This is a genomic window from Paraburkholderia sp. SIMBA_054 (assembly GCF_046534875.1).
GTDB classification, from domain to species: domain Bacteria; phylum Pseudomonadota; class Gammaproteobacteria; order Burkholderiales; family Burkholderiaceae; genus Paraburkholderia; species Paraburkholderia hospita.
Genome location: NZ_JAWRXV010000424.1, coordinates 1 through 331, shown reverse-complemented (window position 1 = coordinate 331; position 331 = coordinate 1). Strand labels below are relative to the sequence as shown.

Genomic DNA, 331 nt, shown 5'->3' with positions numbered 1-331 from the left:
CGATGCAGCAGGTCAAGGCAGGTCTGAAGGCGATCTATCTGTCGGGCTGGCAGGTCGCGGGCGACGCGAACGTGGCCGGCGAAATGTACCCGGACCAGTCGCTCTACCCGGCGAATTCGGTGCCGCTCGTCGTCAAGCGCATCAATAACACGCTGACGCGCGCCGACCAGATCCAGTGGTCGGAAGGCAAGAATCCGGGCGACGAAGGCTATATCGACTACTTCGCGCCGATCGTCGCGGACGCAGAGGCCGGTTTCGGCGGCGTGCTGAACGCGTTTGAACTGATGAAGGCGATGATCGAAGCCGGCGCCGCGGGCGTGCACTTCGAAGA

The 331-nt window shown here is 63.4% G+C and carries 1 pseudogene; it reads left to right on the top strand.

Going from position 1 to position 331, the window contains the following annotated elements:
* Window positions 1-331 (top strand): annotated as a pseudogene (locus SB822_RS55760) (isocitrate lyase); the annotation flags it as partial.